Consider the following 25309-nt stretch of genomic DNA (forward strand, 5'->3'; position numbering starts at 1 on the left):
ATCTTTTTCTACTATTTAGCGAATTATTTTTTTAAAATAATATGAAAACGCTATCATTTGTTATATCCTACAACGGAAACATAGACTAATAGTATACATTGCCCTCATTACAGTAATACTCCGGATAATATATCGCTTTTGGTAGGATAATAAAGTGAAACTTTTCTCAGTAGGAGGTTTTATCCCTGCTGGGAATTAGCCTTGACCAATCGGGCTTTTACGGACAGTTATCTCTAACTTTCTTCTTTGAATTTTTCTTGATTTTTAGGTGGAGGTTACTGGCCGCAACTAGCGGGATAAAATAAAATTTGGAGGGGGATTGTAACATGTTAAAGAAAAAAGTTCAAATTGGTCGTCGAATGGATGAGATTACAGTAGGCGAAAAGTTATCTATCACTGAAAAAATTGAGGATAAAGATCTATTATTGTATTTAGGCTTAACAAATGATTCAAATCCATTATATATCCAGCATGATTACGCATCCCAAACTCCGTATGAAAAACCTATTGTACCAAGTATTATGTTAACGGGTATGATTACAACAGCGGTTACGAAATATTTGCCAGGTCCAGGCAGTCATGTTGTTAGGAAGGACCTTACTTTTGTGAAGCCTGTGAATCATTATGAAACTTTGCAAATTCATTTTGAAGTTGTAGCAGTTTCTCAGGAGGAACATACGATTGATATGCGTGTATTCGCTTATGATGAAAAAGAAGAAGTGGTTGTGAAAGGTGTATTAACGGTCACGCCGCCTTACAAATCAGCTTCTATTTTAGAAAAAGCGTTAGATAATTTTTAAGAAAAAGTGTTAAGTCTTACATGTTAAAAGAAGAGCACCAACATATGATTAATACATAATATGTTAGTGCTCTTTATTATTGGTATGAAAATAAATTAATTAAAAAATCCAATTGTGAATCCTTCTTTGAAATCCGAACAGCCTTTTGTTAGCGTATCCCAGTTCGATAAGCCAAGAGTAAAACTAACTAAAAATAATAAGGATAAACCAAATAGTATCCATTTTTTATGATTCACGATGAAATCCCCCTCATTGTTGATAACATTTCTTAATAATTATATATTAATTGATGCATGTTTTGGTTATGTACGTCAATGAGGGGGAGAAAGAAGAAGTTCTTTATCCACGTGGCCAAAGAATAATAAAAACACCAACAAGGCAAACAATTGCACCAGTCCAGTCAAAAATATCTGGTGTTTTTTTATCGACCATCCACCCCCATAGTAAACTCATCACAATAAAAACGCCGCCATAAGCTGCGTATACACGGCCAAAACTAGAAAATACTTGGAATGTGGCGATAACGCCGTATAAGCATAAAATAATGCCTCCAATTAGGCCGATCCAAGGTGAACATCCTTCTCTTAGCCATTTCCAGATGAGATATCCACCACCAATTTCAGCTAGTCCAGCAACAATGAAAATAACAGCTGCTTTAAACATGAATATGTACCATCGCTTTCTATTAGATATACTTTCCTGTATAACTATAGCATAATCAAACTTAGTGAAGGACAATTCTATTGAGAGGGGAATTGTTTTCTAGTATGATGGGAATAGTGGGGAAATACTAGGGTGAAGAAGGTTTCAAGTCTATAACTTGGAGGAAGAGAATGAGCAATCGAATTTTAGTTGTTGATGATGAGGAGTTTATTTTAACTTTAATTGAATTTAATTTGCAGCAAGCAGGATTTGAGGTCATAACAGCGATGGACGGTGAAGTAGCGCTTCAAAAGGCGACAACGGAACGTCCAGATCTGATTATATTAGATTTAATGCTTCCAAAAATGGATGGTATGGAAGTGTGTAAAGAATTGCGTTTGCAGCGTATTATGACACCTATTTTAATGCTAACAGCGAAAGATGATGAGTTCGATAAAGTGTTAGGGCTTGAGCTTGGGGCTGATGATTATATGACAAAGCCATTTAGCCCAAGGGAAGTTGTTGCGCGTGTGAAGGCGATTTTACGTCGTACGAAATTGCAAGATGAACAAGTTCCAGAAGTGCAGGATGAAAATAGTATCAATATTGTTGATTTAAAAATTTTACCTGAATTTTATGAGGCGTATTTCCAAGGGGAAAAGCTAGAACTAACGCCAAAAGAATTTGAGTTACTTGTATATTTAGCAAGGAATAAAGGGCGTGTATTAACACGTGATCAGTTATTAAGTGCGGTATGGAATTATGATTTTGCGGGTGATACAAGAATCGTCGATGTTCATATTAGTCACTTGCGAGATAAAATTGAAAAGAATACGAAAAAACCAGCGTACATTAAAACAATTCGTGGATTAGGTTATAAATTAGAGGAGCCAAAGGGGGATGAATAAATTTCGCTCGAGGCTTCTCTTTACATTTGTTTCTCTTATTATTCTTATTTTAGTTGGACTAGGAGTACTCTTGGAAACGGTGTTTGAGAATTACTATATCGATCATGCGAAAGAGAGGACAGTAAAAGAGACAAGGTATGTTGCTTCATTGGTAGAGGCGGAAGGTGTTGATCATGTTCTAAAATCGCCAAACATATTTGAGAAATTAGAAGAGCAAGTTCCTGTTTCGGTTACATTTGCTGATGAAGCGAAGAAAGTCAAATATAGTAAAGGCAAGCAATCTGTATTTAATCAAGCAACAATTGAGGAACTTTCTTCTAAAACAGCAAAACAAAAAAATAGAGTGATTACGAAGGAAACAAATGATAAGAATGTATTTTACCATGCAGTATTTGTTCAAGATACAGATGGTAAGCAAGGATATATTCTTATAAAAAGCACTATAGCTCCTTTGAAAGATGTTCACCAAAAAACGTGGGGATTATTAATTATAGGATTTGTAATTGCCTGTCTTGTCGTTGTCTTTCTTGGTGTGAAAATTACAGGTCAATATATTCGTCCGATAGAGTCAGTTACGAAAGTAGCGATTGAATTGGCGAAGGGCAACTATAAGGCACGTGCCTATGAAAATCATTCAGATGAAACAGGGATGTTAAGCAAGGCGATCAATATTTTAGCGCGTAACTTACAAGAAATGACGTTAGAGCAAGAAATGCAACAAGATCGTTTACATACACTGATTGAAAACATGGGAAGCGGTATGATTTTAATTGATAGCCGTGGTTATATAAGTCTTGTAAACCGTTCGTATAAAGAAATCTTTCATGTAACGGATGAAGAGTATTTGGATCGCTTATATTATGAAGCATTTCTTCATGCAGAAATCATTGAACTTGTGGAAGAGATTTTTATGACAGAAGTAAAAGTGCGGAAGCAAATGCTACTGCCACTTGGAATTGAAAGAAAGCATTTTGAAGTATATGGCGCACCTATTATTGGGACGAATCATGAGTGGAAAGGGATTGTTCTCGTATTCCACGATATAACAGAACTAAAGAAACTAGAGCAAATGCGAAAAGACTTTTTAGCAAATGTTTCACATGAACTAAAAACGCCGATTACTTCTATTAAAGGTTTTTCTGAAACATTGCTTGATGGTGCGATGGAAAATCAGCAGTTTTGCGAGCATTTCTTGCATATTATTTTAAAGGAAAGCGAGCGTATGCAAGGCTTAATCGAAGATTTATTAGATTTATCAAAGATTGAACAACAAGGCTTTAAGTTAAATATGGGTACTGTTGATATGAAGGAATTGCTTGGAGAAATCAAAATGGTACTGGAGAATAAATCACAAGATAAAGAAATCTCCTTACAAGTTGATGTACTGAGACATGTGTCCGTGATAGGAGATCCGAGTCGATTAAAACAAATTTTTATCAATCTAGTTAATAATGCAATTGTATATACACCAGCTGGCGGTACAGTTTCTGTAAAGTTGTTAGAGGATGAACATAACGCTTATATAAAAGTATCTGATACAGGAATTGGGATTAGTAAAGAAGAAATTCCGCGTATTTTTGAACGTTTTTATCGCGTAGATAAAGCAAGAAGCCGAAATACAGGTGGGACAGGCCTGGGGTTATCGATTGTAAAGCACTTAGTAGAAGCGCATCAAGGAACGATCACTGTGGATAGTACAGTAGGAGAAGGTACTACATTTACAGTTGCTTTACCGAAAGCGGATTTGGAGAAGTAATGATAATGTGAAACCCTTGGGAGGGATATATTTACATTATATTAACAATAGCTTCATTAAATATTAATAAAGTCCTGTTAATATAATACATGAAAACCCCTTCATCCAAGGAGTAGTTTTGGACGAGAATAGTGCTCTATTCTCGTCACTTCCCTTTTTTGTGAAACTATAATATCTTTGTTTTTGAAATATCTCTTATAACTTATGTCAAAGTATTATATCGATACGATAAGGATGTTTTAATTCATGAAATATTGTGACAGCATCTCCATTTATACATAAAATATATGTAGTAGGAAGAACCGTTATTTTTCTTCTCTCTCTTAGTCGTGTTAATATAGAGAGAAGGAAGAGACGGTTTTTTCTATATAAAAACTCGTTTTAAATTTGTATGGGGAGGTTTCCAATTTGGAAAAAAAGGTCGTATTAGTCGATGGAAATAATATCGCGTATCGTGCTTTCTTTGCACTGCCGCTTTTAAATAACGACAAAGGTATACATACGAACGCAATTTATGGTTTTACGATGATGTTAATGAGAATATTAGAAGAAGAAAAACCAACGCATATGCTTGTTGCGTTTGATGCGGGGAAAACGACATTTCGTCACAAAACATTTAGCGAATATAAAGGAGGGCGTCAAAAAACGCCACCTGAGCTATCAGAGCAATTCCCGTTTATTCGTGAACTGTTAGATGCGTTTCACGTACCGCGCTACGAGCTAGAGAACTATGAAGCAGATGACATTATGGGAACACTCGCGAAAGAAGCGAGTGAACAAGGTGCTTATGTAAAAGTTATTTCTGGAGATAAAGATTTACTGCAGCTTGTTTCTGACAACACACTTGTATGTATTCCGCGTAAAGGGATTACAGAAGTAGATGAATATACGAAAGAAGCTCTATTTGAAAAATATAGTTTATCACCAAAGCAAATTATCGATATGAAAGGTTTAATGGGAGATCAATCAGATAATATCCCGGGTGTGCCAGGAGTTGGTGAGAAGACGGCTATTAAATTGTTAACGCAATTTGAAACAGTAGAAGCAGTATATGAGAACTTAGACCAAGTGAGCGGAAAGAAATTAAAAGAAAAGCTGGAAGCGAATAAAGAGCAAGCGCTAATGAGTAAAGAGCTTGCAACAATTATTACAGATGCACCGGTTACGGTGCATGTAGATGATATCGAATATAAAGGATATGAAGCAAGTGATGTCATTCCGATGTTCGAGAATTTAGGATTTACTTCTCTATTAAATAAGCTTGGTGTTACTCCTGAAGAAACAGCGCCAGTTGAATTAGATGATATTTCATTTGAGATTGCAGAAGAAGTAACAGAAGAAATGCTAAAGCAAGATAGTGCAATTATTGTGGAAGTACAAGAAGATAATTACCACAAAGCCGACATTCAAGGGTTTGGTATTCAAAATGAAAATGGTTGCTATTTTATTGGGGCAGATGTTGCACTCAAATCTGAAGCTTTTACGAAGTGGCTTGCAGATGATGAAATGAGAAAGTATACGTTTGATGCGAAACGTGCAATTGTTGCACTTAAGTGGAAAGGTGTAGAGATTAGAGGAATTGACTTTGACTTACTAATTGCCGCTTATTTACTTGATCCAGCTGATACAGATAAAGATTTCCGTGCTGTAGCGAAAATGAAAGAAACGCACGCTGTTAAATCTGATGAAGAAGTATATGGAAAAGGTGCAAAACGTGCGGTTCCTGAGCAAGATGTAGTTGCGGAGCACGTAGCTCGAAAAGTACATGTATTATACGATGTGCAAAAAACATTTGTAGAAGAACTAGAAAAAAATGAACAGTATGAGCTGTTTACTGAGCTCGAAATGCCGCTTGCTCGCGTCTTAGCTGAGATGGAAGTAAAAGGTGTTAAAGTTGATACAGAGCGCTTACGTAATATGGGAGATGAGCTTGCTAGTAGACTCGCGGAAATGGAACAAGAAATTTATGAACTCGCTGGAACAGAGTTTAATATTAATTCTCCAAAACAGCTCGGTGTGGTTCTATTTGAGAATTTAAACTTACCGGTTATTAAAAAGACGAAAACAGGATATTCTACGTCAGCTGATGTGCTAGACAAGTTAATGAATCATCATGACATCATTCCTAAAATTTCACATTATCGTCAATTAGGAAAATTAAATTCAACATATATTGAAGGATTGTTAAAAGTCGTTCATGAAGATTCATCTAAAATTCATACACGCTTTAATCAAGTATTAACGCAAACAGGGCGATTAAGTTCTACAGATCCAAACTTACAAAACATCCCGATCCGTTTAGAAGAAGGAAGAAAGATTCGCCAAGCGTTCATTCCTTCAAAAGAAGGATGGGTTATATATGCAGCCGATTATTCACAAATTGAGCTGCGGGTACTAGCGCATATTGCAAAAGATAAAGGTTTGGTTGAAGCGTTCCAGCATGATATGGACATTCATACGAAAACAGCAATGGACGTGTTTGGCGTCTCGAAAGATGAAGTAACATCGAATATGAGACGTCAAGCAAAAGCAGTTAACTTCGGAATTGTGTATGGTATTAGTGATTATGGGCTTTCACAAAACTTAGGAATTACACGAAAAGCAGCAGGGGAATTTATTGAAAAGTATTTTGCAAGCTTCCCTGGTGTAAAAGAATATATGGATGAGATTGTACAAGAAGCGAAGCAAAAAGGGTATGTTTCTACATTATTAAATCGTCGCCGTTATATTCCGGAAATTACGAGTCGTAATTTTAATTTGCGTAGCTTTGCGGAGCGTACTGCGATGAATACACCAATTCAAGGTAGTGCAGCGGATATTATTAAAAAAGCGATGATTATTATGGCAGATCGCTTAGAAGAAGAAGGCTTACAAGCGCGTCTTCTTCTGCAAGTACACGATGAATTGATCTTTGAAGTGCCAAAAGAAGAAGTCGAAAAACTAGAGAAGCTTGTACCTGAAGTAATGGAACATGCAATTGAACTTGCTGTTCCGCTAAAAGTTGATTATTCTTCTGGTCCAACTTGGTATGACGCAAAATAAGGAAGTGATTGAATGCCTGAACTACCAGAGGTTGAAAATGTTAGAAGGACACTTGAAAACCTTGTAACGGGAAAAACAATTAAAGATGTCATCGTAACATATCCCAAATTAGTAAAGCGACCAGATGACGCGGAGCTCTTTAAAGAAATGTTACGAGGCGAAACGATTGAACGGATTGAGAGAAGAGGCAAGTTTTTACTTCTATATGTAACACAGTATGTTATTGTTTCACATTTACGTATGGAAGGGAAATACTTGCTTCATGAGGAAGGCGATCCAATCGATAAACATACACATGTGCGTTTCCAGTTTACAGATGGTACGGAGCTGCATTATAAAGATGTAAGAAAGTTTGGTACGATGCATCTCTTTAAAAAGGGTGAAGAGTTTGAAGAAATGCCACTTACTGATTTAGGACCTGAGCCGTTTGATGCTGAACTGACACCAATGTATTTACAAGAAAGATTGCAAAAGACAAACCGCAAAATAAAAGTTGTGTTGCTAGATCAACGTCTTTTAGTCGGGCTTGGTAATATATATGTAGATGAAGTTTTATTCCGTTCCGGGATTCACCCGGAACGAGAAGCTTCGTCCTTAACGAAAGCTGAAATAGAAAAGATTCATGCGGCAACCGTCGCAACATTAACGGAGGCTGTTGAGCGCGGCGGAAGTACGATTAGAACGTATATCAATTCGCAAGGGCAAATTGGCTCATTCCAAGAGCTTCTAAATGTATATGGAAGAAAAGGGGAACCATGCGTTACTTGTGGAAACGTGATTGAAAAGATAGTTGTTGGTGGAAGAGGAACACACTATTGCCCTATGTGCCAGCCAAAGGGCTAAGAAAGATATTTTTCTAATAACATCGGATAGGCATTTATCATATACATACAGCAAAGCTATGTATAGGGAAGGAGCTTACCGATGTATCAATATTTCTCTCTTATTTTATTAGCTTTTACATTAAGTTTAGATAGCTGTAGTGTAGGGCTTACTTATGGTCTGCGGAGCGTACGGATTCCGTTAAAATCGATACTCATCATTGGAATGTGTTCAGCGGCTGTTATGCTTGTGTCGATGGGGATTGGGCATATGATTGCCAAAGTGTTTTCACCAGTGATTGCAACGCGTATTGGCGGAGTCGTTTTAGTAGCTATTGGAGCGTGGGTATTGTATCAATTTTTTCGGAGTGAGAAAAAAGACGAACCACAGCAAGAAGAGAAAGTTTGGAAGTTAGAAATTGCTTCACTTGGATTAGTTATTCAAATTTTACGGAAACCGACTGTTGCTGATTTTGATAAATCAGGCACAATTTCTGGTGGAGAAGCATTACTTTTAGGTATCGCTCTTTCTGTAGACTCGTTTGGAGCAGGAATTGGTGCATCCTTACTGGGATATACACCCGCCATGATGGCAGTGTTAGTTGCCGTTATGAGTTCTCTGTTTTTATTTATCGGAATGAGGCTAGGAACGGTTTTATCGAATATGCGATGGTTACAAAAATTTACGTTCCTACCTGGGATTTTACTCATTATTATTGGGATTTGGAAGATGTAAGTAGGAGCGTGAAACATAAGTTTCACGCTTCTATTCATGAGGAGGAATTTTGATGACAATTGTTATTGGTTTAACAGGAGGTATTGCAAGCGGAAAAAGTACAGTTTCACAAATGTTTCGTGATCTGCACATACCTGTAATCGATGCGGATATTATTGCTAGAGAAGTTGTAGAACAAGGTAAAGAAGCATATAAAGAAATTGTAGAGGTATTCGGTGAAGAAATATTACAAGCAGATGGCGAACTTGATCGTCCGAAGCTTGGGAGTATTGTATTCCATAATGAAGAAAAACGATTGCGGTTAAACAAAATCGTTCATCCAGCTGTCCGCAAGGAAATGAATGTTCAGAAGGATATGTACATAAAGGAAGGTGCGCAAGCGGTTGTGTTAGATATTCCGCTTTTATTTGAGAGTAAACTAACAGCACTTGTTGATCAAATTTTAGTTGTAGCTGTAGCGCCTAGTACGCAGTTAGAACGTTTAATGAAGCGGAATGGCTTTATAGAAAAGGAAGCAAAAGCACGCATTGATTCACAAATGTCTTTAGCAGAGAAAGTAACATTAGCTGATAAAGTCATTTATAATGATGGCACAATTGCTGAGACGAAAGCTCAATTACAGGTCATTTTAAAAGAGTGGAACATCATTAACTAAAAAATTGTGAAATTAATGAAAATGTTTAGTGACATATCTTCTTTTTGTGTTATACTATTATTGGGATTGGAGATAAATAGTATAACGCATTCAAGGGGGATAACATATTATGATTCGTGTGGCAATTAATGGATTTGGACGTATTGGGAGAATGGTATTTCGTCAAGCAATAAAAGAAAGCGCATTCGAAATTGTAGCAATCAACGCAAGCTATCCATCAGAAACATTAGCACATTTAATCAAGTATGATACAGTTCATGGCAAGTTTGACGGAACAGTGGAAGCATTTGAAGATCATTTATTAGTAGATGGGAAAATGATTCGCCTTTTAAACAACCGCGATCCAAAAGAATTGCCTTGGAAAGAATTAGGTGTTGAAGTTGTAATCGAAGCAACTGGTAAATTTAATGCAAAAGAAAAAGCAATTTTTCATGTAGAAGCTGGGGCGAAAAAAGTTATTTTAACAGCACCTGGTAAAAATGAAGATGTAACAGTTGTAGTTGGTGTAAACGAAGAACAATTAGATATTACAAAACATACTGTTATTTCAAATGCATCTTGTACAACAAACTGTTTAGCGCCTGTTGTTAAGGTGTTAGATGAGCAGTTCGGAATTGAAAACGGTTTAATGACAACCGTTCATGCTTATACAAATGACCAAAAAAATATTGATAACCCACATAAAGATTTACGAAGAGCACGTGCTTGTGGACAGTCTATTATTCCTACAACAACAGGTGCTGCGAAAGCATTAGCAAAAGTTCTTCCACATTTAAATGGAAAACTTCACGGAATGGCACTTCGCGTTCCGACACCAAACGTGTCCCTTGTTGACTTAGTAGTAGATGTAAAACGTGATGTAACAGTTGAGGACATTAATGAAGCATTCAAAAATGTTGCAAACGGTGCAATGAAAGGAATTATAGAGTTCAGTGAAGAGCCTCTAGTTTCTATTGACTTTAATACAAATACGCATTCAGCTATCATTGATGGCTTATCTACAATGGTAATGGGTGAACGTAAAGTGAAAGTACTTGCTTGGTATGATAACGAGTGGGGTTACTCTCGCCGCGTTGTAGATCTTGTGAAATTAGTAGTTACTGAATTAGCAAAACAAGAAAGTGTACAACACATTTAATGATAAAAAAGGAGGCAAGCGATTGCTTGTCTTCTTTTTTATGTTTTTTTCTGAAAAGGAAAAAAATATATGAGTATATTTTTATAAATGATACATATGAGAAACCGTTGTGATTACTGCATTTGTGAATCAATTATTTTTTTCGGGAAAAGTAAAGAGGAGAATATGACAAAAAATCGAAAAAACTGTTGTTGCAAAATGAAAATAAACAAAGTATACTAACACTCGTAAACTTAAGAGCTGAGGTACGTAGTCACTACTTAAAGGGTTAGGACCTCTCTGGACTAACTTTCCCCCGTGGTAGTGGAGCAAGCCAAATTGCAAATTAGTTTTCAATTCGAACAGTTAGATTAAATTTACAAGGGGGAACTGTAGAATGGATACTATGGACACGATGGGTCGTCACGTAATCGCTGAACTTTGGGATTGCGATTTCGACAAGCTGAATGACATGCCGTTTGTTGAACAATTATTTGTGGATGCAGCACTAAGAGCTGGTGCTGAAGTACGTGAGGTTGCTTTTCATAAATTTGCACCGCAGGGTGTAAGTGGAGTTGTAATCATTTCGGAATCACACTTAACAATTCATAGCTTTCCAGAACACGGCTATGCAAGTATTGATGTTTATACTTGCGGGGATCGTATTGATCCAAATGTTGCTGCAGAATATATTGCAGAAGGTTTAAATGCGAAAACGCGAGAGAGCATCGAGCTTCCTCGAGGCACAGGTAGCTTCGAAATTAAGCATAGAGAAACAAAAGCTCTTTAAAAAAGAACATAATTGATTTAAAATGTAAAGAGGTGTATAATGCACCTCTTTTTAGTTTATATAAATTTGAAACTGTAAAATGGATAGATTGTTTTTGACGAATGGTCGCTTACTGTAAAGTGAACTTTTTAAAAGTAGGGTATCACTGAACGCGAATAGCGGGATAAGGTAGTGAGTAAATACAAATAGGTTATATAATATTGTATATATATTTTCACGTGTAGGTGAAGTAAAAAGAATGAAGATTAAATTGCAAGGGAGTGAATGAGTTGCGTTGTCCAGCCTGTTTTCATAATGGTACAAGAGTATTGGATTCACGTCCGGTAGATGAGGGACGCTCCATTCGAAGAAGAAGAGAGTGTGAAAGTTGTTTAAATCGATTTACGACATTTGAACGAGTAGAAGAGCCACCTCTTATTGTTGTAAAAAAAGAGGGAACACGAGAAGAGTTTAATAAAGAAAAGATTTTGCGTGGATTAATTAAAGCGTGTGAAAAAAGACCTGTATCTTTAAAACAATTAGAAGAAGTAACACAAAATGTAGAACGTGAACTTCGAAATTTAGGAATATCAGAAGTGAAAAGTGATATGATTGGTGAAATCGTAATGGAAGCACTTCGAGATATTGATGATGTTGCTTATGTACGATTTGCTTCTGTGTACCGTCAATTTAAAGATTTAAATGTATTCATTGAAGAATTAAAAGATATACTGCAAAAAGAACGAGAATAAAGTGAAACTTTGAGCCTGCAAATAGTGGTGAAAAAGAGCTAGAAGCGCAAGCTATTAGCTCTTTTTCACTAAGGAGTTATATACGTAGAATGGATGAAAGAAAGGAATTGCAAGAATGGAAAAACAGTCATGGATGGAGCTATTGCCAATTGATCGTTATAAAGTAAGCGCAAAAGGGTTGCTGCATAGTTACGATCGGAAGGTATTAACGATGTTATATCAACCATTAGTAGGTAGCAAGGCTTTTAGCTTATACATGACGCTGTGGGGAGAGCTAGAGCAGGATCGTGTATTTGGAAAAGAGAATACACATCACTCTCTTATGGTGACAATGCAAATGCAGCTTCCTGAAGTATATGAAGAACGGGTGAAATTAGAAGCGATTGGGCTTTTAAACGTATATATAAAAAAAGAAAAAGATATTCGAATGTTTATATACGAATTGCAGCCGCCACTAACTCCAAAACAATTTTTTGATGATATTGTTTTAAGTATTTTCTTGTACAACAGATTAAGCCGGGCGAAATATAATCAAGTCAAACAATACTTCTTAGAAGAAGAGTTCGACTTTACTTCGTATGAAAATGTTACACATTCTTTTAATGATGTGTTTGGTTCATTTAACCCAGGACAATTCGAACATGCACAAGAGGAACTGCGTATTCCAAAGACAACAGTGATGCCCGGAAATGAAAAGGGGACTGCTCCTAAGGTTTGGAATGACTTCTTCGACTTTTCTTTATTTGTAGAAGGGTTATCAACGCTTGTCCCAAGAAAGGCAATCACGGATCAAGTACGTGAATGTGTCATTACGCTAGCCTACGTGTATGGTGTCGATGTGCTATCGATGCAAAATATCGTTCTTGGTACAATGACAGAACTACAAACGATTGATATGGAAAGGCTTCGCAAAGGAGCTCGTGATTGGTATCAATTTGAAAACGGCCAAGCACTTCCAGTGTTAAGTGAACGGGTGCAGCCTCATTCTGCGCGTACGATGAAAGAGAAAGAGCCATCTACGCAAGAAGAAATGCTGATCAAACAACTTGAGGAAATTTCACCGAAACAATTATTAAAAGAAATCTCGGGCGGAGCAGAACCGACAAAAGCAGATTTGCAAATTGTAGAAGAGGTGATGTTGAGTCAGAAACTAGCGCCAGGTGTTGTCAACGTACTTATTTATTACGTTATGCTTCGTTCTGATATGAAATTGGCTAAAACGTATGTCGAGAAAATTGCAGGACATTGGGCGCGGAAAAAGGTTGGTACCGTATCAGAAGCTATGGCTTTAGCGAAAGAAGAGAATCGTCAATATCAAGAGTGGGCTGAGACGAAGAAGAAAGGCCGTACATCGAGGAAAACAGTGCGGAAAGAAATGGTGCCGGACTGGCTCAAAGAAGAAACGAAAGAAGAAACGAAAGAATCAGCAAAAAATGATGTGAGTGTGGTAGAAAATCCGAGCAAGCTAGAAGAAGAACGAAAGAGATTGGAAGAAGAGTTAAAAAAATATAAGCGTGATTAATAGAGGAGAATGAACGCTCTTTGAGGTGAAAGAATGGAGCATATTCAAAATTCATTTGCAAAGTTGATGCAAAATGAGAATTTTAAAAATAGATATGAAGTGTTAAAAGCGGAAGTTATGGCACATCCGCGTGTGAAAGAGTTTATCGAAGAACATAAAGGCGAAGTAACGACTTCCATGATAGAACGAAGTCTTGTGAAGCTGTATGAATACATTGGACAAAGCGTTGGATGCGCAGATTGTCCAAACTTAGAATCATGTAAAAATATGATTCAAGGATATGAGCCGAAACTGATTATTCAAGGTAAGATGATTGATATTCAATATGATCGCTGCGTAAGAAAAGTGGCTTATGATGAAAGAAAGAAACAAGAGAAGCTTATTCAAAGTGTATATATGCCCAAGGATATATTGCAGGCATCTATGTCTTCTCTTGATTTATCCGATAGAAATCGCTTTGAAGCAATCCGTGCTGCGAATGAATTTTTAAGTGAGTACGAGCCAGGTAAAAAAGTACAAGCATTGTACTTCCATGGACCGTTTGGTGTTGGAAAAACATTCGTTTTAGGAGCAATTGCAAATGAATTAGCGCAGCGGAAAGTCAGTTCAATGATTGTGTACTTACCGGAATTTTTGCGTGAAATTAAAAGTTCACTTCAAAATAATACGATTAGCGAGAAGATTGATGCAGTAAAGTATGTACCAGTCTTAATGCTAGACGATATTGGAGCAGAGGCGATGTCGAGCTTTGTCCGTGATGATGTCCTCGGTGCAATTTTACAATTCCGTATGCTTGAAAACTTACCGACGTTCTTTACATCGAATTTTGATTTTAAACAGCTAGAACATCATTTAACGTATACACAGCGCGGAGAAGAAGAGGAAATGAAAGCGGCCCGTATTATGGAGCGTATTAAATATTTGGCGAAGCCAGTTCCGATTGGTGGAAAGAATCGTCGCCATACGTAAAGACCTAGATATTAAATAAAGTTTGAGAAAAATCCTGTATTGAAAATGCAGGATTTTTCTTTTTTATTGTTTAAAGGGACAGATTAGTTGAATGAATACATTGGTATTCTTACATATGCACAAGGTATTGGAAAACAGGAGATAGCAAAAATGAAGCATTTTTTAGTTAGGTTATTTTTAATTATTTACCTTATTTTAGTTTGATTGTTACAAACTTATATTCGAACATTGTATCCCGCCTTCAATAACTTAATAGTTAAATTATACAATTAAATAGTATCGTTACTCTGAAAATTCATACGAGCTTGTATCATTTTTTTTCTACTCCCTTAATATATATAAAATTAGCAAGAATTATAGAGTGAAGCTTTCATCAGTATGGAAAATTTATTTCTACTTAGAGTCGGCTTTCACGAACTGGACTCTTATGGGCGCTTAATTTGTAAGGTGAGAGAAGGTAGCCTTTGAGAGCGGGATAAAAGGGGGGACAAGAGTGATTGAAATCTGCTTCGAAGAAAAAGATGATGCTGCGTACGTATATCAACAACTGATAAAGAGAACGGAAAAGCTATACAAAGAAACGAGTGTTTACTTATATGAACAAAAGGTAACAATTCATATTCCGATATGCGAATCGAATTATATTGAGAAAGTTTTAATACCAGTACTCCTTTATTTTATTGTTAATATAAAACAAAATGAATGGCTTCGTGCCATTTTAAAAGAAAAATTTTTTTATGAAGAACAAGAAGAATGCCATCAAATTTTACATATGGCACACGCGATATTAAATGGAAAAAGAAAGGGGATTTCCCGGGATTTAACACGCAATCAAATCGAGGCTTATATTATGTCTTCTTTAAAAGGGTGGCTTTGTGACCCGCTTTCTTTTTCTTTTTCATCTTATATTCGTTTTCGTCTGCGCACATATAGTGAAATGATAGGCCGACTTGCGGAAGTAGCGATTGATGAATATAAAATGGAGCAAGAATATCAAATGTTTGTAGAAATGCTACGGCAACAAGTGAGTAGCCGAAAATCACGTTTATCTTGCCTACATCTTGTATTTGATGAAAGTTTTATTTTTTATGATGAAAAAGGAATACGTTTAAAACAAGAAAAATTGGTTCAATATATAGATGAGGAGTTACTAACTAAGCAGGGAGTATACATTGACACGAAGGTAATTGCACCGCTTCTTTCTATTTCGCCGAAAATGATTTATTTGTATACGAAAGAGCAAGATCACAATATGATTGTTACCCTTCAAAATGTATTTCAAGAACGAGTTCAATTATGTGCACCGCATGAATTTGAACACAATATTAAAAATTTAAAAAATAAAGGGAACGCCCTTGATTTTCTAAGTTTTTGAGCATATAATTACCTACATAAATGAAATATATTGAAATGTCATGATGAGGACATGAGTAATTTACTACGATTTTCAGAGAGGGAAGCCTTAGGGTGTGAGCTTCCTAGTACGGGTTCATTACTTACCACCTCTAAACTTTAGCAGTGAACGTTTTTTCTAGTAATTGCTAACGGCCAACACCGTTATGTTGTACTTGAGCAATTAACAATTTAGTTAATTGGAACAAGGGTGGAACCACGAATTCAACACTCGTCCCTTTTTACGGGATGAGTGTTTTTTATTTTGAGAAAAAGAGGAGTGACCAGTGATGGCAGATGTAGTTAAAATTACTTTCCCTGATGGAGCTGTGAAGGAGTTTCCAAAAGGAACAACAACTGAAGAAATCGCAGCTTCTATTAGCCCAGGCTTAAAGAAAAAAGCTGTGGCTGGAAAATTAAATGATGAGATGATTGATCTTCGTACACCAATTGAAGAAGATGGTGCAGTTTCAATCATTACATTAGATTCTGAAGATGGCTTATACATTTTACGCCACTCAACAGCTCATCTTTTAGCACAAGCGTTAAAACGTTTATATAAAGATGTAAAACTTGGTATTGGTCCAGTAATCGAAAATGGGTTCTACTACGATATCGACATGGAAGAAGCAATTACAGCTGAAGACTTCCCAAAAATCGAAAAAGAGATGCAAAAGATTGTGAACGAGAACTTAGAAATCGTTCGTCATGAAGTACCACGTGCGGAAGCACTTCGCCGTTATGAAGAAATCGGCGATGAGCTAAAATTAGAATTGATTAACGATCTTCCAGAAGATGCAGTTATTTCAATTTATGAACAAGGCGAATTCTATGACCTTTGCCGCGGGGTTCACCTTCCATCTACAGGGAAAATTAAAGTGTTTAAATTGCTAAGCGTTGCAGGTGCTTACTGGCGCGGCGATAGCAACAATAAAATGCTACAACGTATTTACGGTACTGCATTCGTGAAAAAAGCAGAATTAGATGAGCACTTACGTATGCTTGAAGAAGCGAAAGAGCGTGATCACCGTAAATTAGGTAAAGAGTTAAAACTATTTACAAATAGCCAAAAAGTAGGTCAAGGTTTACCACTTTGGTTACCAAAAGGTGCAACAATCCGTCGTATTATCGAGCGTTACATTGTTGATAAAGAAGCAAGCTTAGGATATGACCACGTATATACTCCAGTACTAGGAAGCCGAGAGCTTTATGAAACTTCTGGTCACTGGAATCACTACCAAGATGGCATGTTCCCAGCAATGGAAATGGACAATGAGCAATTAGTACTTCGTCCAATGAACTGTCCACACCATATGATGGTGTATAAAAACGATATCCATAGCTATCGTGAATTACCAATCCGTATTGCGGAGCTTGGAACAATGCACCGTTATGAAATGTCTGGTGCGCTATCTGGATTACAACGTGTACGCGGAATGACTTTAAATGATGCACACATTTTCGTTCGCCCAGACCAAATTAAAGAAGAGTTAAAACGCGTTGTAAACTTAACTTTAGAAGTATACAAAGACTTCGGTTTAGAAGATTATTCATTCCGCTTATCTTACCGTAATCCAGAAGATACTGAAAAGTATTTTGATGACGATCAAATGTGGGAAAAAGCACAATCAATGTTAAAAGAAGCGATGGATGAAATGGGTCTTGAGTACTATGAAGCTGAAGGTGAAGCAGCATTCTACGGTCCGAAACTTGATGTTCAAGTTCGTACTGCACTTGGAAAAGACGAAACACTTTCAACTGTACAATTAGACTTCTTACTTCCAGAACGCTTTGAATTAACTTATGTTGGTGAAGATGGTAAACCTCATCGTCCAGTTGTAATTCACCGCGGTGTTGTATCAACTATGGAACGTTTTGTTGCCTTCTTAATCGAAGAGTACAAAGGTGCATTCCCAACATGGCTAGCGCCAGTTCAAGTACAAGTGATTCCAGTTTCTCCGCAAGTACATTTAGACTATGCGAAGAAAGTACAGGAAGACTTACAGCGTGCTGGTATCCGTGTTGAAGTGGATACTCGTGAAGAGAAAATCGGTTACAAAATCCGTGAAGCACAAATGCAAAAAATTCCGTACATGCTTGTAGTAGGTGACAATGAAGTTGCTGAAAATGGCGTAAACGTACGTAAATACGGTGAGCAAAAATCAGAAACAATCGCATTAGATGCGTTTGTTGATATGATTAAAGTTGAAGGAAAACGCTAAGAAAGAGTCGCGGCATGCCGCGACTTCTTTATATTTTACGAGTTATAGAAACTAGAAATAATACCCAAACAAGACTTATCATAAAAAAGTATTGCATGTATTCGTGTTGTTTGTTACAATATTTCTTGTTGTTAGTAAAACGCGTCTTCTTGACAGACGTTATGTCCTATGGTAAAATCATCAAGGATAATAGAATATTGTTTTGTAGAACAAGTAGAAGCACCCGCTTCTCACCTGATTGACGCATATGCAGTTAGCAGGTAAATGTCTTTCTTACTTAAGATCGTACAAGTGTGGGTGTCGTATGCCCACACTTTTTTTGTTCGGGTTCTATGACTGCAAACATATTCTAAGAAAACCTTGGAGGTGGCTTACTATTAGCAAGGATATGATGATTAACGAGCAAATTCGTGCACGTGAAGTACGTTTAGTTGGTGCGAATGGTGATCAACTTGGCATCAAGTCTCGTAATGACGCTTTAGACTTAGCTGCAAATCTTAATCTTGATTTAGTATTGGTTGCTCCAAATGCGAAACCGCCAGTATGCCGCATTATGGACTACGGTAAATTCCGCTTTGAGCAACAAAAGAAAGAAAAAGAACAGCGTAAAAATCAAAAAGTAATCAGCATGAAAGAAGTTCGTTTAAGTCCAACAATTGATGAACACGACTTTAACACAAAACTTCGTAATGCTATCAAGTTTTTAGAGAAAGGCGACAAGGTTAAAGCGTCAATTCGCTTTAAAGGACGTGCCATTACTCATAAAGAAATCGGTCAACGTGTCTTAGATCGCTTCTCAGAAGCTTGTGCTGAAGTTAGTACAATTGAGTCTAAGCCTAAAATGGAAGGACGTAGTATGTTCTTAGTTTTAGCACCGAAAAACGATAAGTAATAGATAGAGGAGGAAATACCTATGCCTAAACAAAAAACTCATCGCGGCGCTGCAAAGCGTTTCAAAAAAACTGGATCTGGTAAACTTAAGCGTGACCACGCTTATACTAGCCATTTATTCGCTAACAAATCTACAAAAGCTAAACGTAAACTACGTAAAGCTGGTCTAGTAAGCGCTGGTGACTACAAACGTATTCGTCAAATGCTTGACAACTTAAAATAAGTTCGGTTGATATATAGAACACACTAGGAGGTAATATTATGCCAAGAGTAAAAGGTGGTACAGTTACTCGTAAACGTCGTAAAAAAATGATTAAACTAGCGAAAGGTTACTACGGTTCTAAAAATACTTTATTCAAAGTTGCTAATCAACAAGTAATGAAGTCTTTATTATATGCGTTCCGTGACCGTCGTCAAAAGAAACGTGACTTCCGTAAATTATGGATCACTCGTATTAACGCAGCTGCTCGCATGAATGGTCTTTCTTACAGCCGTTTAATGCACGGTTTAAAACTTGCTGGTATCGAAGTTAACCGCAAGATGCTTGCTGACTTAGCTGTTCATGACGAAAAAGCTTTCGCTGAATTAGCAACAGTTGCAAAAAGCAACTTAAAATAATTGTTTAAAAACCTTAGAAGATTTTCTTCTAAGGTTTTTTGTATTAATTGGAATTTTTTTGATTTGTTCGTTTTTTTCGTCTGACTTAAGTATTCAAAGAAACCAAGACGATTTCCCCAAGGATCGGTAAAAGTCCCCCATTTAACAGGAACTTCTTCTCTTGAATATATTTCAAAGTTCTCGACATTTAATTCCTTTTTTAGCCTATCTCGTTCAGCTTTAATATCTATAACTCCTAAACGAATCGGTCCACTATCTTCATTTGGCAAACCTTCTGCTACTTGTAACCAACCTCCAGGGATAAGTTCCCATTCTGCGAATCCTTCGTGTGGTATGAAATCGGGTTCCTTGTTGAGTAATGTGTGATACCACTTTTGTCCTTCTTTGATATCTGTAACACGAACTTGAACAGTTATTTCATAAATCAACATATCTCCTCCTTTAATAAAATTCCTGTTTTTAGCAATTCTTTGTTGGTGATATAAATTCCTTTTTCAACTAAATCTTAGTTGATTGAACGGCATTCGATATCATCTATTCTCATTATTTTCCTATAATACAGAAGGATTTTTTTGTTGATTCAAACATCAATAGAGTTATTAAATAGAGCTTATCTTTAAGTAGGGGATGGCAAGTGCTTATTCTAAATTAGGTAATTCAGCTATACAATTTATTGCAGGAAATAAATTGTGTGTAGAGAAATAGAACTGAGCTTGGAAGAAGATAAGAGGAGGAACCACATGGCAATGCTAATTTATCATATTGCAGTTACAGCGGATAACTTTATTGCAGATTTAGATGGTGATGCTACTGATTCAATCTTTTTATACGAAGGTGAACATGTCTCAGACTTTATTACTGATGTTCAGCAATATGACGCAGTATTGATGGGGAGGAGAACGTACGAGTTTGGATTTCAATTTGGTGCTAAACCTGGTGAGCCAGGTTATTTTAAAGAGTTAAAGCACTATATTTGTTCAAATACTATGCAATTTGAATCGAGTGATAAAGTAGAACTTGTGAGAGGAGATGCAGTAGAGTTTATCAAGAACTTAAAAGTGAAAGAAGTTGGTAATCTGTGGCTCTGTGGGGGCGGAGAACTGGCTGGTTCGTTAGTTCAGCAAAAACTAATTGACCAAGTAGTATTGAAAATAAATCCAGTTATAATTGGTGAAGGTATACCTTTATTTGGTAGCGTGAAACCACGTTTAAGTTTGGAATTAGTTGATTCGACACAGTATGTAAATGGCGTCATTAAATCAACTTACAATATCATTTATTCTTAGAAATCATCTACATTGCAAGGGAGGCTGTCGTTATATACAGGCTCCTTTTTTATTTTCTAGCTAGGTGACGTCCGTTTCGTGGAGAAGATGAAAACATGGTAAAAAAATTTCACCTTATAGTAATTACAATTATTCAATAATTTGTGAAATATTTCACAAATTATTGTCATAATTCAAACGCTTCTCTTTTCTTCTATTATATTAAGATGAACTTGTAAGAACTTTTTGTACCTATAACGAGGAGGCGTTTACATGAAAGCAGCAGTTGTAAATGAGTTCAAAGCGAAGTTAGAAGTGAAAGAAGTTCCAAAACCGAAAGCTGGACTTGGTGAAGTCCTTGTACATATTGAAGCATGTGGTGTTTGTCATACGGATTTACATGCGGCACACGGTGACTGGCCAGTAAAACCGAAACTTCCATTAATTCCAGGGCATGAAGGTGTTGGAGTTGTAGAAGAAGTTGGAGAAGGTGTCACACATTTAAAAGTCGGTGACCGTGTTGGAGTACCGTGGCTATATTCAGCATGTGGACATTGTGAATATTGTTTATCCGGTCGTGAAACGCTTTGCTTAGATCAACATAATGCTGGTTATTCTGTAGATGGTGGTTATGCAGAGTATTGTGTTGCAGCAGCGAACTATGTAGTAAAAGTACCGGATAATTTGAATTTTATTGATGCAGCACCGCTATTTTGTGCAGGTGTTACAACATATAAAGCATTGAAAGTTTCAGAAGCAAAACCAGGTGATTGGGTAGCTGTTTTTGGGATTGGTGGCCTTGGACATTTAGCTGTTCAATATGCAAAAGCAATGGGATTACACGTAGTAGCAGTTGATACTGTAGATGAAAAATTAGAACTTGCAAAAGAACTTGGTGCAGATTTAGCTGTGAATCCGCTTAAAGAAGATGCAGTAGCATGGATATTTGAGAAAGTGAAGGGTGTACATGCTTCCATTTGTACAGCTGTATCGAAACCAGCATTTGATCAAGCGTATCGCTCTGTTAGACGAGGTGGTGCATGTGTAGCTGTAGGATTACCTCCGGAAATGATGGAAGTACCAATCTTTGATACAGTGCTAAATGGTGTGAAAATTATTGGTTCTATCGTTGGGACAAGAAAAGACTTACAAGAAACCCTGCAATTTGCCGCAGAAGGAAAAGTGAAAGCAATTATTGAAACACGTCATCTTCATGAGATTAATGACATCTTCACTGAAATGGAAGAGGGAAAAATTAATGGGCGTGTTGTTATCGATATGAAAAAAGAATCTTAATATAGTATGCAAAAAGCTAGGGGGAAATCCTCTAGCTTTTTCGATATGATATCCTATGAATTATCTTGAAAATTTTAAAATAAATGGTAGATTTAAGGATGTTCTTGTACTAATATGTAGATGAAAACCTTTTCAAAAACCGAGTGAGGGAGGAATTCATTTGAAAGCAGCTGTTGTAAACAAATTTAAGGAAAAGTTAGAGGTAAAGGATGTTCCGAGGCCAAAGGCAGGAGCAAATGAGGTGCTTGTACATATTCAAGCATGCGGCGTTTGTCATACAGATTTACATGCGGCGCATGGAGACTGGCCAGTAAAACCGAAACTACCGCTAATTCCAGGACACGAAGGTGTTGGGGTGGTAGAAGAAGTAGGTGAAGGTGTTACTCATCTTAAAATCGGTGACCGAGTCGGAATCCCTTGGTTATATTCAGCATGTGGACATTGTGAGTACTGTTTATCTGGCCGTGAAACACTTTGCTTAGATCAAAATAATGCTGGTTACTCAGTTGATGGTGGTTATGCGGAATATTGTATAGCGGCAGCTGACTATGTTGTAAAAGTACCAGAAAATTTAAGTTTTGTAGAAGCTGCTCCATTATTTTGCGCGGGTGTAACAACTTATAAAGCATTAAAAGTATCAGAAGCAAAGCCGGGACAATGGGTAGCTGTTTTTGGAATTGGCGGCTTAGGTCACTTAGCAATGCAGTATGCAAAAGCAATGGGATTACATGTAGTAGCAGTTGACACAGTTGATGAAAAGCTTGAACTCGCAAAAGAACTCGGTGCAGATTTAGTTGTAAATCCACTTAAGGAGGATGCTCCGCTTTGGATTCATGAAAAGGTAAATGGTGTGCATGCATCTATTTGTACAGCCGTATCAAAACCAGCATTTGATCAAGCCTATCGTGCAGTGCGCCGCGGTGGCTCATGTGTGGCAGTTGGTTTACCTCCAGAAATGATGGAAGTGCCGATTTTTGATACAGTATTAAATGCGGTGAAAATTGTTGGTTCCATTGTTGGCACGCGTAAAGACTTGCAAGAAGCATTGCAATTTGGTGCAGAAGGAAAAGTAAAAGCAATTATAGAAACGCGTCAATTAGATGAAATAAATGATATTTTTACAGAAATGGAAGAAGGAAAGATTAATGGTCGTGTTGTTCTAGATATGACAAAATAAGTATAAAAGCTATAACAATATAAGAGAATATACAGTAAAAGGTCGGAGGAGATTCCTCTGGCTTTTTTACTGTCATTTAAAGGTATCTTTCCTAGTAGAAACGACACTGCTATAATGGAAAGATGATATGGAAGTTTCATCATATGTGGATGATGACTGAAACGTATTGATGATTTAGGGACAAGCTATTTCATAAGGGTTTAGGAAGTTAATTAGATAATAACGGGTAGGATTTTTAAAGCTTACAATAAATATGAGATGAAACAACATTGTTTTTGTGCGATGTTGGAGGAGGAATAGAATGGATTTACTACAACTATTTAAATTACAAAAAGAATTAGATGACCGTATTGTAAAAGAACATGACTTACAACCAAAAAAATTATTAAAAGAAAAAATGTTAGCACTACTTGTTGAAATTGGCGAACTTGCAAATGAAACACGTTGTTTTAAATATTGGAGCAAAAAGCCGGCAGCTGAGCGTGAAGTTATACTTGAAGAATATGTAGATGGTTTACATTTCATTTTATCAATTGGAATTGATTTAGGTATTGATAAGAACTTCTTATTTTATAAATGTGCTCAAACAAATAAAACACAAGTTGAAATTTTCTTAGACACATATGCGAAAGTGATGCGTTTTACTGATCAGCCGTCCATTACAAATTATATTGAACTATTTACAAGTTACCTTCGCCTTGGACAAGCTCTTGATTTCGGGCAAGAAGAAATTGAAAAAGCGTATTTAGATAAAAACGAAGTGAACCATCAGCGCCAAACACAAGGGTATTAAGTTGATTTTTGGATATTTCAATTTACTTTTGTATAATGAAGTGAATGAAGAAAAAGGAGGTATTGATAATGACAAAGGTAGATGCGACATTGACAATGCTAAAAGAATTAACAGATGCACGTGGGATTGCAGGTAATGAACGCGAACCACGTGAAGTAATGAAAAAATATATCGAACCGTTTGCAGATGAACTTTCTACAGATAATTTAGGGAGTTTAGTTGCGAAAAAAGTAGGGGAAGAAAACGGTCCGAAAATCATGGTAGCTGGTCATTTAGATGAAGTTGGTTTCATGATCACACAAATCGATGCCAAAGGTTTCCTTCGCTTTCAAACAGTTGGTGGCTGGTGGTCACAAGTTATGCTTGCGCAGCGTGTAACAATTGTAACGCGTAAAGGTGATGTAACAGGTGTAATCGGTTCAAAACCACCGCATATTTTACCAGCAGAAGCTCGTAAAAAACCGGTTGAAATTAAGGATATGTTTATTGACATTGGTGCTTCTAGCAAAGAAGAAGCAATGGAATGGGGCGTACGACCAGGGGATCAAGTTGTACCGTACTTTGAATTCCAAGTGATGAAAAATGAAAAAATGTTACTTGCAAAAGCATGGGATAACCGTATTGGCTGTGCAATTGCAATTGACGTGTTAAAACAATTAAAAGATGAAAAGCATCCAAACGTTGTATACGGCGTTGGAACTGTACAAGAAGAGGTAGGTCTTCGCGGTGCGAAAACATCTGCATATTATATTAAGCCAGATATCGCGTTTGCTGTAGATGTTGGTATTGCTGGTGATACACCAGGAGTAACAGAAAAAGAAGCGCAAAGTAAAATGGGAGACGGACCACAAATCATTTTATATGATGCATCTGTAATTGGACATACAGGTCTTCGTGATTTTGTTGTTGATGTGGCAGATGAATTGCAAATTCCATACCAATATGATTCTGTAGCTGGTGGTGGAACGGATGCAGGTGCTATTCATATTTCTGTAAACGGTATTCCGTCCATGGCGATTACGATTGCAACTCGTTATATTCACTCCCATGCGGCAATGTTACACCGTGATGACTATGAGAATGCAGTGAAGTTAATTGTAGAAGTGATTAAGCGTCTTGATAAAGAGGCTGTACATAATATTACATTTAACTAATAAAAAGCGAAG

General features: G+C 36.8%; 25 protein-coding genes and 2 other annotated features. Of the genes, 22 read left to right on the forward strand and 3 right to left on the reverse strand.

The features are described 5' to 3' along the window. Window positions 1–326 precede the first annotated feature (326 nt). Window positions 327–800: a MaoC/PaaZ C-terminal domain-containing protein gene (locus Y7E_RS0124935; protein WP_017153936.1), complete on the forward strand. Its 474-nt coding sequence runs from the start codon at window positions 327–329 to the stop codon at window positions 798–800. Between the two features lie 95 nt (window positions 801–895). Here Y7E_RS0124935 and Y7E_RS33775 read toward each other — a convergent pair whose 3' ends face one another. Both Y7E_RS33775 and Y7E_RS0124945 read right to left on the reverse strand, forming a co-directional pair. Next, window positions 896–1036 carry a hypothetical protein gene (locus Y7E_RS33775; RefSeq protein ID WP_017153937.1) on the reverse strand — a complete coding sequence of 47 codons (141 nt, stop codon included), beginning with the start codon at window positions 1034–1036 and terminating at the stop codon, window positions 896–898. Window positions 1037–1139: 103 nt separating this feature from the next. Beyond that, window positions 1140–1463 (reverse strand): YnfA family protein, encoded by a 324-nt coding sequence (locus tag Y7E_RS0124945; protein ID WP_017153938.1) that lies wholly within the window; start codon window positions 1461–1463, stop codon window positions 1140–1142. 170 nt (window positions 1464–1633) lie between these two features. On the opposite strand from Y7E_RS0124945, the gene Y7E_RS0124950 reads away from it, so the two are divergent. The 16 genes from Y7E_RS0124950 (at window position 1634) to rplT (ending at window position 19612) form a co-directional block, all read left to right on the forward strand. Continuing rightward, window positions 1634–2350 (forward strand): response regulator transcription factor, encoded by a 717-nt coding sequence (locus Y7E_RS0124950; RefSeq protein WP_017153939.1) that lies wholly within the window; start codon window positions 1634–1636, stop codon window positions 2348–2350. Beyond that, window positions 2343–4106, forward strand: a complete 1764-nt coding sequence (gene pnpS, locus Y7E_RS0124955) for a two-component system histidine kinase PnpS (RefSeq protein ID WP_017153940.1) — start codon at window positions 2343–2345, stop codon at window positions 4104–4106. Before Y7E_RS0124950 ends, pnpS begins: the two co-directional genes overlap by 8 nt. A gap of 408 nt (window positions 4107–4514) precedes the next feature. Further along, entirely contained in the window at window positions 4515–7148 is a 2634-nt protein-coding gene (gene polA, locus Y7E_RS0124960; protein ID WP_017153941.1) for a DNA polymerase I, read from the forward strand. Window positions 7149–7160: 12 nt separating this feature from the next. Next, on the forward strand, window positions 7161–7991 hold the full coding sequence (gene mutM / locus Y7E_RS0124965) for a DNA-formamidopyrimidine glycosylase (RefSeq protein ID WP_017153942.1): 831 nt from the start codon (window positions 7161–7163) through the stop codon (window positions 7989–7991). Window positions 7992–8072: 81 nt separating this feature from the next. Next, a complete protein-coding gene (ytaF, locus tag Y7E_RS0124970) occupies window positions 8073–8705 on the forward strand; it encodes a sporulation membrane protein YtaF (RefSeq protein WP_017153943.1) in 633 nt (210 codons plus the stop codon). 52 nt (window positions 8706–8757) lie between these two features. After that, the gene (coaE, locus tag Y7E_RS0124975) at window positions 8758–9360 is read left to right on the forward strand and encodes a dephospho-CoA kinase (protein WP_017153944.1); all 603 of its coding nucleotides are present in this window, start codon (window positions 8758–8760) and stop codon (window positions 9358–9360) included. A gap of 109 nt (window positions 9361–9469) precedes the next feature. Continuing rightward, on the forward strand, window positions 9470–10498 hold the full coding sequence (locus Y7E_RS0124980; RefSeq protein WP_017153945.1) for a glyceraldehyde-3-phosphate dehydrogenase: 1029 nt from the start codon (window positions 9470–9472) through the stop codon (window positions 10496–10498). A 385-nt stretch (window positions 10499–10883) separates the two neighbouring features. Then, on the forward strand, window positions 10884–11267 hold the full coding sequence (gene speD / locus Y7E_RS0124985) for an adenosylmethionine decarboxylase (protein ID WP_193352125.1): 384 nt from the start codon (window positions 10884–10886) through the stop codon (window positions 11265–11267). Between the two features lie 269 nt (window positions 11268–11536). Continuing rightward, complete coding sequence (nrdR, locus tag Y7E_RS0124990) at window positions 11537–11998, forward strand: transcriptional regulator NrdR (protein ID WP_016116577.1); 462 nt, start codon at window positions 11537–11539, stop codon at window positions 11996–11998. Window positions 11999–12113: 115 nt separating this feature from the next. After that, window positions 12114–13520, forward strand: a complete 1407-nt coding sequence (locus Y7E_RS0124995) for a replication initiation and membrane attachment family protein (protein ID WP_017153947.1) — start codon at window positions 12114–12116, stop codon at window positions 13518–13520. A 33-nt stretch (window positions 13521–13553) separates the two neighbouring features. Beyond that, window positions 13554–14489: a primosomal protein DnaI gene (gene dnaI / locus Y7E_RS0125000; protein ID WP_017153948.1), complete on the forward strand. Its 936-nt coding sequence runs from the start codon at window positions 13554–13556 to the stop codon at window positions 14487–14489. A 493-nt stretch (window positions 14490–14982) separates the two neighbouring features. Beyond that, a complete protein-coding gene (ytxC, locus tag Y7E_RS0125010; protein WP_017153950.1) occupies window positions 14983–15864 on the forward strand; it encodes a putative sporulation protein YtxC in 882 nt (293 codons plus the stop codon). A gap of 31 nt (window positions 15865–15895) precedes the next feature. Then, window positions 15896–16124: a binding site (T-box leader), on the forward strand. Window positions 16125–16171: 47 nt separating this feature from the next. Beyond that, entirely contained in the window at window positions 16172–18103 is a 1932-nt protein-coding gene (gene thrS / locus Y7E_RS0125015) for a threonine--tRNA ligase (RefSeq protein ID WP_017153951.1), read from the forward strand. A gap of 205 nt (window positions 18104–18308) precedes the next feature. Beyond that, window positions 18309–18429, forward strand: a sequence feature (ribosomal protein L20 leader region). Between the two features lie 62 nt (window positions 18430–18491). Further along, entirely contained in the window at window positions 18492–18995 is a 504-nt protein-coding gene (gene infC, locus Y7E_RS0125020; RefSeq protein WP_000973214.1) for a translation initiation factor IF-3, read from the forward strand. Window positions 18996–19016: 21 nt separating this feature from the next. After that, window positions 19017–19217, forward strand: coding sequence for a 50S ribosomal protein L35 (gene rpmI / locus Y7E_RS0125025; protein WP_012095718.1), 201 nt, complete (start codon window positions 19017–19019; stop codon window positions 19215–19217). Window positions 19218–19255: 38 nt separating this feature from the next. Continuing rightward, a complete protein-coding gene (rplT, locus tag Y7E_RS0125030) occupies window positions 19256–19612 on the forward strand; it encodes a 50S ribosomal protein L20 (protein WP_017153952.1) in 357 nt (118 codons plus the stop codon). Here rplT and Y7E_RS0125035 read toward each other — a convergent pair. Further along, window positions 19555–20040 carry a VOC family protein gene (locus Y7E_RS0125035; RefSeq protein WP_017153953.1) on the reverse strand — a complete coding sequence of 162 codons (486 nt, stop codon included), beginning with the start codon at window positions 20038–20040 and terminating at the stop codon, window positions 19555–19557. The genes rplT and Y7E_RS0125035 overlap by 58 nt on opposite strands. A gap of 312 nt (window positions 20041–20352) precedes the next feature. Between Y7E_RS0125035 and Y7E_RS0125040 the strand changes: the two genes are divergently transcribed. The 5 genes from Y7E_RS0125040 (at window position 20353) to Y7E_RS0125060 (ending at window position 25297) form a co-directional block, all read left to right on the forward strand. Continuing rightward, window positions 20353–20898, forward strand: a complete 546-nt coding sequence (locus Y7E_RS0125040; RefSeq protein WP_017153954.1) for a dihydrofolate reductase family protein — start codon at window positions 20353–20355, stop codon at window positions 20896–20898. A 252-nt stretch (window positions 20899–21150) separates the two neighbouring features. Then, entirely contained in the window at window positions 21151–22173 is a 1023-nt protein-coding gene (gene adhP / locus Y7E_RS0125045; protein WP_017153955.1) for an alcohol dehydrogenase AdhP, read from the forward strand. Between the two features lie 160 nt (window positions 22174–22333). Further along, on the forward strand, window positions 22334–23350 hold the full coding sequence (gene adhP / locus Y7E_RS0125050) for an alcohol dehydrogenase AdhP (protein ID WP_017153956.1): 1017 nt from the start codon (window positions 22334–22336) through the stop codon (window positions 23348–23350). 301 nt (window positions 23351–23651) lie between these two features. Continuing rightward, window positions 23652–24143 carry a dUTP diphosphatase gene (locus Y7E_RS0125055; protein WP_017153957.1) on the forward strand — a complete coding sequence of 164 codons (492 nt, stop codon included), beginning with the start codon at window positions 23652–23654 and terminating at the stop codon, window positions 24141–24143. A gap of 68 nt (window positions 24144–24211) precedes the next feature. Further along, entirely contained in the window at window positions 24212–25297 is a 1086-nt protein-coding gene (locus tag Y7E_RS0125060) for a M42 family metallopeptidase (RefSeq protein ID WP_017153958.1), read from the forward strand. The last annotated feature ends 12 nt before the right edge of the window (window positions 25298–25309 follow it).

It is taken from the genome of Bacillus bingmayongensis (genome assembly GCF_000299035.1).
Classification (GTDB): domain Bacteria; phylum Bacillota; class Bacilli; order Bacillales; family Bacillaceae_G; genus Bacillus_A; species Bacillus_A bingmayongensis.

Coding starts and splice junctions, on each gene's coding strand:
- Y7E_RS0124935 (WP_017153936.1), top strand. CDS start 327: ATGTTAAAGAAAAAAGTTCAAATTGGTCGTCGAATGGATGAGATTACA.
- Y7E_RS0124945 (WP_017153938.1), bottom strand. CDS start 1,463: ATGTTTAAAGCAGCTGTTATTTTCATTGTTGCTGGACTAGCTGAAATT.
- Y7E_RS0124950 (WP_017153939.1), top strand. CDS start 1,634: ATGAGCAATCGAATTTTAGTTGTTGATGATGAGGAGTTTATTTTAACT.
- pnpS (WP_017153940.1), top strand. CDS start 2,343: ATGAATAAATTTCGCTCGAGGCTTCTCTTTACATTTGTTTCTCTTATT.
- mutM (WP_017153942.1), top strand. CDS start 7,161: ATGCCTGAACTACCAGAGGTTGAAAATGTTAGAAGGACACTTGAAAAC.
- ytaF (WP_017153943.1), top strand. CDS start 8,073: ATGTATCAATATTTCTCTCTTATTTTATTAGCTTTTACATTAAGTTTA.
- coaE (WP_017153944.1), top strand. CDS start 8,758: ATGACAATTGTTATTGGTTTAACAGGAGGTATTGCAAGCGGAAAAAGT.
- Y7E_RS0124980 (WP_017153945.1), top strand. CDS start 9,470: ATGATTCGTGTGGCAATTAATGGATTTGGACGTATTGGGAGAATGGTA.
- speD (WP_193352125.1), top strand. CDS start 10,884: ATGGACACGATGGGTCGTCACGTAATCGCTGAACTTTGGGATTGCGAT.
- Y7E_RS0124995 (WP_017153947.1), top strand. CDS start 12,114: ATGGAAAAACAGTCATGGATGGAGCTATTGCCAATTGATCGTTATAAA.
- dnaI (WP_017153948.1), top strand. CDS start 13,554: ATGGAGCATATTCAAAATTCATTTGCAAAGTTGATGCAAAATGAGAAT.
- thrS (WP_017153951.1), top strand. CDS start 16,172: ATGGCAGATGTAGTTAAAATTACTTTCCCTGATGGAGCTGTGAAGGAG.
- infC (WP_000973214.1), top strand. CDS start 18,492: ATGATGATTAACGAGCAAATTCGTGCACGTGAAGTACGTTTAGTTGGT.
- rpmI (WP_012095718.1), top strand. CDS start 19,017: ATGCCTAAACAAAAAACTCATCGCGGCGCTGCAAAGCGTTTCAAAAAA.
- rplT (WP_017153952.1), top strand. CDS start 19,256: ATGCCAAGAGTAAAAGGTGGTACAGTTACTCGTAAACGTCGTAAAAAA.
- Y7E_RS0125040 (WP_017153954.1), top strand. CDS start 20,353: ATGGCAATGCTAATTTATCATATTGCAGTTACAGCGGATAACTTTATT.
- adhP (WP_017153955.1), top strand. CDS start 21,151: ATGAAAGCAGCAGTTGTAAATGAGTTCAAAGCGAAGTTAGAAGTGAAA.
- Y7E_RS0125055 (WP_017153957.1), top strand. CDS start 23,652: ATGGATTTACTACAACTATTTAAATTACAAAAAGAATTAGATGACCGT.
- Y7E_RS0125060 (WP_017153958.1), top strand. CDS start 24,212: ATGACAAAGGTAGATGCGACATTGACAATGCTAAAAGAATTAACAGAT.